The sequence below is a fragment of the Limosilactobacillus reuteri subsp. porcinus genome, assembly GCF_036621895.1.
Lineage (GTDB): Bacteria > Bacillota > Bacilli > Lactobacillales > Lactobacillaceae > Limosilactobacillus > Limosilactobacillus reuteri_J.
Map to the genome: position 1 here is coordinate 1 of NZ_LN887327.1, position 6646 is coordinate 6646.

At 38.0% G+C, this 6646-nt stretch carries 8 protein-coding genes; all 8 read left to right on the top strand.

Annotation, left to right across the window (positions count from 1 at the left end; all coding sequences use genetic code 11):
• Nucleotides 1-78 precede the first annotated feature (78 nt).
• Nucleotides 79-342, top strand: a complete 264-nt coding sequence (locus AACL61_RS01255) for a DUF1146 family protein (RefSeq protein ID WP_003667560.1) — start codon at nt 79-81, stop codon at nt 340-342.
• An 18-nt stretch (nt 343-360) separates the two neighbouring features.
• A complete protein-coding gene (gene murA / locus AACL61_RS01260) occupies nt 361-1677 on the top strand; it encodes a UDP-N-acetylglucosamine 1-carboxyvinyltransferase (protein WP_102816081.1) in 1317 nt (438 codons plus the stop codon).
• Nucleotides 1678-1783: 106 nt separating this feature from the next.
• On the top strand, nt 1784-2776 hold the full coding sequence (gene mreB / locus AACL61_RS01265; RefSeq protein WP_003666578.1) for a rod shape-determining protein: 993 nt from the start codon (nt 1784-1786) through the stop codon (nt 2774-2776).
• Nucleotides 2777-2782: 6 nt separating this feature from the next.
• On the top strand, nt 2783-3019 hold the full coding sequence (gene yidD, locus AACL61_RS01270; protein WP_339110871.1) for a membrane protein insertion efficiency factor YidD: 237 nt from the start codon (nt 2783-2785) through the stop codon (nt 3017-3019).
• Nucleotides 3020-3042: 23 nt separating this feature from the next.
• Complete coding sequence (locus AACL61_RS01275; RefSeq protein WP_003666580.1) at nt 3043-3267, top strand: DUF2969 domain-containing protein; 225 nt, start codon at nt 3043-3045, stop codon at nt 3265-3267.
• Nucleotides 3268-3315: 48 nt separating this feature from the next.
• Nucleotides 3316-4509, top strand: a complete 1194-nt coding sequence (locus tag AACL61_RS01280; protein WP_102816080.1) for an FtsW/RodA/SpoVE family cell cycle protein — start codon at nt 3316-3318, stop codon at nt 4507-4509.
• A gap of 12 nt (nt 4510-4521) precedes the next feature.
• A complete protein-coding gene (locus tag AACL61_RS01285; protein ID WP_003672558.1) occupies nt 4522-4815 on the top strand; it encodes a glycine cleavage system H family protein in 294 nt (97 codons plus the stop codon).
• Nucleotides 4816-5068: 253 nt separating this feature from the next.
• Nucleotides 5069-6205 carry a D-alanine--D-alanine ligase family protein gene (locus AACL61_RS01290; RefSeq protein WP_003672387.1) on the top strand — a complete coding sequence of 379 codons (1137 nt, stop codon included), beginning with the start codon at nt 5069-5071 and terminating at the stop codon, nt 6203-6205.
• The last annotated feature ends 441 nt before the right edge of the window (nt 6206-6646 follow it).

A 6646-nucleotide genomic window follows, 5' to 3' on the forward strand; every position in this document is an offset into this window, starting at 1 on the left:
TGAACTAATCTTAGGTTGTTTCGTTTAAAAGATAATTAAGCTTTTTTACGAATTAATAATTTAATCATGTGATATGATATGATTGAATTTAGTTTAAAAGAGGGTGATCGATTGCAAATTACAGGATTACGAGCGCTAATAGAAATAATAGTGCAATTGGCATTTGTCTGGTTAGCGTTTTTTGCTATTCAAGGGATACATTTTGAGCATTTTTTTAACCGACCACCACGTACATTGCCTCTACTTATTGTTTTGATGGCTACTGGACTAGGATATTTATGTGCGACATTTTTCTTAAATATCCTAAGTGCAATTGGTAATTTGACATATTTAATTCGATAGTATTTACTGGAGGATCTTATGGAAAAAATTGTTGTTAAAGGCGGTCAGAGGTTAACTGGTCGAGTTAAAGTTGAAGGAGCAAAAAATGCAGTCTTACCAATTCAAGCGGCATCTATTTTGGCTTCTAGCGGAAACATTAAATTATCAAATGTTCCAATTTTATCGGATGTAACGACAATGAATCAGTTATTACGGTTCTTAAATATAAAAGTAGATTTTGATAAGGATAAACACGTTTTGACAATTGATGCGGCTGATCCTGTATCATCTGAAGCACCATTAGAATATGTTAGCCGGATGCGGGCATCGATGGTAGTCTTAGGCCCCTTGCTAGCTCGGACAGGTCATGCGCAAATTGCGCTTCCTGGTGGATGTGCGATTGGTTCGCGGCCAATCGACTTACATCTTAAGGGACTACGTCAATTAGGAGCGGTTATTGAGCAACACGATGGATACTTAGAAGCGCGGGCTGAACACTTAATTGGTGATCATATTTATCTAGATTTTCCTAGTGTCGGTGCAACGCAAAATCTGATGATGGCAGCAACCCTTGCGCAGGGAATTACAACAATTGAAAATGCCGCCAGTGAGCCTGAAATTGTTGATTTAGCAAATATGTTGAATAAAATGGGTGCACGTGTTCATGGTGCTGGAACAGACATTATCCGGATTCAAGGGGTTAATTTCCTTCATGGTTGTGAACATACAGTAATGCCAGATAGAATTGAGGCAGGAACATTTATGATTGCGACAGCCATTACTAATGGTGATGTAGTGGTTGAAGGAGCAATCGCTGAGCATAACACCTCATTGATTGCTAAGTTGGAGGAAATGGGTGTGACAGTCATCGTTCAAGAAGATGGGATCCGTGTTCTGGGGACTTCGGTTTTAATCCCTACGAATATTAAGACCCTCCCATATCCGGGATTCCCTACTGATCTTCAACCACAAATGTCCGTTCTCCAGCTTTTGGCAAATGGGACCAGTACCCTAGATGAGACGATTTTTGAGAAGCGTTTTATGCATTTAGAAGAATTACGACGAATGAACGCCGATTTTCAAATTAATGGTCCAGTTGCGGTTTTAAATGGTCCCACGCGTTTTAGTGGCGCTGAAGTAGCTGCCTCTGATTTACGAGCGGGGGCTGCTTTAGTATTGGCCGGGTTAGTTGCTGATGGAATTACCCAGGTTCGTAACCTAAAATATATTGATCGGGGATATTACCATCTTCACCAAAAGTTACAACAATTAGGGGCCAAGATTGATCGAATTGATGTCGAGGATAAAATTAAATTGGCGGTAAAGCCTTCTAAGAATAAAACAAATCAAGATTAAAGATTCGTAAGCGACGTCTATCTGTATCCCTATTTTGTGGTATAATTACGAACGATATTAACGAGTTTAGTGTTAAAACTTAACTAGCTAAAAGGAGAAGAAATTAATGGCAAAGGATATTGGAATTGATTTGGGAACTGCCAATGTTTTGATTTATGTTCAAGGCAAGGGTATTGTTCTAAATGAACCGTCAGTTGTGGCGGTTGATACAAAAACCAATAAAGTATTGGCTGTTGGTTCAGAAGCATACCGAATGGTTGGACGTACTCCTAGTAACATTCGGGCTATTCGTCCATTAAAGGATGGAGTTATTTCTGATTTTGATGTTACTCAAGAAATGCTTTCCTACTTTATTGGTAAACTAAGCGTTAAAGGGTTTATGTCAAAGCCAAACATCATGATCTGCGCACCAACGAATATTACTGAGATTGAACGAAAGGCAATTATTCAAGCCGCTGAACAATCTGGTGGTGGTAAAGTTTACCTTGAATACGAGCCTAAAGTAGCAGCAATTGGTGCTGGATTAGACATTTTTAAACCTCGTGGAAACATGGTCATTGATATGGGTGGTGGTACCAGTGATATCGCCATTCTTTCATTAGGCGATATTGTCTCAAGCCAGTCAATTCGGATGGCCGGTGATAAGATGAATAGTGATATTGCTTCTTATATTAAGAATAAGCACGGCCTAGTAATTGGTGAACATACTGCTGAAAAGATCAAAATGGAACTCGGGACTGCATTACGGGTTGATGATCCTGAAACAATGGATGTTCGTGGTCGTGATGTAGCTACTGGAATGCCAAAGCAAATCACGGTTAATGAAAATGAAATTGAAGAAGCATTGCACGATACGCTTGAACAAATTGTTTCAGCCGCTGTAAATGTATTAGAAACAATTCCACCAGAGTTAGCTAGTGATATTATTGACCGGGGAATAATGTTAACCGGTGGTACTTCTTTATTAAAGGGTGTCGATCAATTATTCAGTGCTCGTCTAAAAGTACCGGTTGTTGTTTCACAAGACCCATTAGACAATGTTGCTAAGGGTGCTGGTGAAATGTTAGAACGGATGCAAAAGACTGAGCGAAAGAAGTAAGTTGAAATGGTAAGGATTTTATGTGACCTTATACGCTGGTATCAACGAGGCATTTCCACCCAACGACCATTTCGCGTATGTCGCTTTACCCCCTCATGTTCACAGTACATGTTAGAAGCTTTACAACGCTTTGGTTTAAAGGGGATATTGCTCGGAAGTTGGCGGCTCCTTCGTTGTCAGCCGTTTTCTCGTGGTGGCTATGATCCGGTACCTAATCATTTTACTTTTTGTCGTCAGGGGTAATAATAGTTATTAAGGGTGAAAAAGTGTCAAAGAAAGATAAAAAAGTAGAAGTCAGCGTTAAAGATATTGAACGTCGTAATCAACCGGTTCAACAAATTTTTATTGGAGACCGATTGATTGGTGAAGTTGTAACCGATAATGAACGTTTCAAAGCAATGCTGATAAGTGACCAGAGCGAATTTTATGTTCGTTCTCAAGAAGAGGGATTAGAAATAGTCCTTCAACAATATCATCTTCACCAGCATTAGTTTGGTGAACCATCCTCTTTGATTAATATTTTGTAAAGGAGTTTGGTAATGCAACGTTCGCAAAATGATGTAGAAAGTCGGATTGACTGGGGAATTATATTCTGTGTTCTTTTGTTAGCCTTGATTGGTCTTGCTTCAATCTATGTAGCGGCAGTTCATGATCGGCAGCAAACTAGTGTAGCACGACAGGTTATTACCCAGTTGGTTTGGTATGCGGTTGGAACAATCCTTATTATTGTCATTATGCAATTTGATGCTGAACAATTATGGAAATTAGCACCAATTGTATACTGGCTAAGTGTATTTTTAATGTTCGCAATCCTAGTCTTTTATAGTCGAGCCTATTATGCTAGTACCGGGGCTAAGAGTTGGTTTGCAATTGGACCATTTACGTTTCAGCCTTCGGAAATAATGAAGCCTGCCTATATTTTAATGATGGGGCGTGTTATTACGACTCATAATAACCGATATAGTGTGCATACTGTTGATTCAGATTGGCGATTAATTGGGACGATGTTCTTATGGCTATTACCAATTTTAATTTCGCTGAAGTTTCAAAATGACTTTGGGACTGGGTTAGTATTCTTCGCTATTTTCTGTGGAATGGTCTTAGTTTCTGGAGTTACTTGGCGAATTTTGGCGCCAGCAGCTACGATATTAGTTGTTGTTGGGGGCTCAGCCTTAGCGATGGTAACTAGTTCGGTTGGGCGACAAATACTTGAACATGTTGGGTTTCAAGCATACCAGTTTGATCGGGTTGATACCTGGCTTCATCCAGAACAGGATACAACTAACCAAGGGTATCAGTTATGGCAGAGTATTAAAGCGGTTGGTTCGGGTGGTATTACTGGAACTGGTTTTAATAACTCAAAGGTTTATGTTCCGGTTCGTGAATCAGATATGATTTTTTCCGTTATCGGTGAGAATTTTGGGTTCATTGGTGGGGTTTTATTAATCCTTATCTACTTGTTACTGATCTACTTAATGATTCGAGTAACATTCGATACCAAGAACGAATTCTATGCTTATATCTCAACCGGAGTTATCATGATGATTTTATTCCATATTTTTGAAAATATTGGAATGAACATCGGTCTATTACCATTAACAGGTATTCCGCTTCCATTTATTAGTGCTGGGGGATCCTCATTAATTGGTAACTTGATTGGGATTGGAATGGTAATGTCGATGCGTTACCATCATCATTCTTATATGTTTAGCAGTAATCGTGAATTTAGATAGTGGGGTTATAAAATGGCAAAAGATTATTTTTGGGTAAAAGAGCAAGCAGATGGTACTAAGCGTGTCGGCTTAAACGATGAAGGCCGTGATGAGTTAGGAGAAGTAAGTTTCATTGATGTGCCGGCAGTAGGGACAACCTTGAAACAAGCTGATAAGTTTATTGCGGTTGAAGCAGAAAAAGCAGTTACCGATGTGGATAGTCCCATTGATGGTAAGATTACCAAAATAAATGAAGCGATTATTGATGATCCGGCTGGATTAAATTCAAGCGATATGGAAAAAAACTGGATTGTTGAAGTTAAATAAAAATTAGGAGGGAGCGAGACAGAAGTCACTTGTGACTTCGTTTTCGAGCCCCCGCAAGCAACAATAGGCCTCTAACGTTCGATTTTGCCGGACGTTAGAGGCCATTGTTGTACTGCGTATTTGCTTTTTATGAAAGTAACTTAACTTATGTCACAGTCCCTCCTATTTAGTATTGGCGGATCTTTCCAGTTCATGTTATACTTAAGGTTCTAGGAAAGCGGCTAAGATAAAAATATTTAAGGTGGTATTTATTATGACCAAAAAATTACACATCGCTTTATTATTTGGTGGTAACTCCTCTGAACATGATGTGTCAAAGCGATCAGCACATAATATCTATGATGCTCTTGATAAGGAAAAATATGATGTAAGTCTTTTTATGTTTACAAAGGATGGAATTCTATTAGGCAATGAGGATTCTCAAAAGATCTTTGATGGTGAACCTGAAGACCAAGTGGTAGCAGAAGCATATCAAAAGATGGATATGAGTAGTCCATTAGCACCAATTATGGCCTTAAACGAACAAAAGGAAATTGATTTCTTCTTCCCTGTTATCCATGGTAATTTAGGTGAAGATGGTACAATTCAAGGCCTCTTTAAGCTCCTTAATAAGCCATACGTTGGTTCAAATATTGCAGCTAGTGCGATGTCTTTTGACAAGGATCTTACTAAGAAGATTATTAGTCAAGCTGGTATTCGCAACACCCCTTATGTAGTAGTTACGCCAGAAAACCGGGCTGATTATTCATGGAGCCGGATTGAAGAAAAATTAGGTAATCTCACTTTTGTAAAGCCAGCTAAGCAAGGTTCCTCCGTTGGAATTCATCGAGTTACTAACGCTGAAGAATATGAAAAAGCGTTAGATGATGCTTTTAAGTATGATTACAAGATCTTAGTAGAACAGGGGATCGCTAATCCTCAAGAAATTGAGATTTCAATCTTAGGAAATGAACATCCAATTGCCTCTAAGTTAGGAGCTGTTCGTGTACCTAAGGACGATCCATTCTATGATTACGAAAACAAGTTTGTGGATGCCAGCGGGGTTGTTTTTGAACTTCCTGTTAAATTACCACAATACTTAGTTGATGAAATTACAGATATGGCTTTGAAAGCATACAAGGCATTAGGAATGAAGGGAATGGCTCGGATTGACTTTTTAGTTGACAGCAATAATGTCCCTTATCTTGGTGAACCAAATACATTACCAGGATTTACTAACATTAGTCTGTACCCTCAAATGTGGGAAGTTTCTGGTATTTCATATTCTGACTTGATTGATCGGTTAATTCAATTAGGATTACAAGAATTTGAACGAAACAGCAAGATTAAATACGACTTCCGTAAGCTTGGTACTGAACGTGTTGGTCAAAAGAAATATAACGAAGACTAAAGAATAATTATTTAATGGTTAGGATGTTGTGAAGACAATGTGCTAACTATTTTTATTATTAAAATTATAGCAGGAAGTAAATATTATCGTAATGGTATGAAATCCGTGGTTTAGTATTGCAGTAAGCAAAATTTATAATATAATGAAGATACGTAGTTTTTGTAAGCGTTAGAGTAGCTTACAGTCACACTACTTATAGTACTTTATAACCATCGCAGGGGGTGACTTTGAAGGTGGTTATAAGCATTTATTTTTTATAAAATTTATTGTATTTTAAGCATAAAAATAGTATTGATTTATTTTTGGTCTATAATAAAAGACCTAGGTAAAGCCAAAGTAATTTTTGTTGCTAATGGTGGTATAATACCATTGGCAATGGTACAGTTCATAGAGTACATATTTTATATTCAACAATTATGATTAAGTCATGTGGTAATAAGT

Excerpts from the sequence above, each read along its gene's own strand:
- AACL61_RS01255 (WP_003667560.1), top strand. The coding sequence starts at position 79 with ATGATTGAATTTAGTTTAAAAGAGGGTGATCGATTGCAAATTACAGGA.
- murA (WP_102816081.1), top strand. The coding sequence starts at position 361 with ATGGAAAAAATTGTTGTTAAAGGCGGTCAGAGGTTAACTGGTCGAGTT.
- mreB (WP_003666578.1), top strand. The coding sequence starts at position 1,784 with ATGGCAAAGGATATTGGAATTGATTTGGGAACTGCCAATGTTTTGATT.
- yidD (WP_339110871.1), top strand. The coding sequence starts at position 2,783 with ATGGTAAGGATTTTATGTGACCTTATACGCTGGTATCAACGAGGCATT.
- AACL61_RS01280 (WP_102816080.1), top strand. The coding sequence starts at position 3,316 with ATGCAACGTTCGCAAAATGATGTAGAAAGTCGGATTGACTGGGGAATT.
- AACL61_RS01285 (WP_003672558.1), top strand. The coding sequence starts at position 4,522 with ATGGCAAAAGATTATTTTTGGGTAAAAGAGCAAGCAGATGGTACTAAG.
- AACL61_RS01290 (WP_003672387.1), top strand. The coding sequence starts at position 5,069 with ATGACCAAAAAATTACACATCGCTTTATTATTTGGTGGTAACTCCTCT.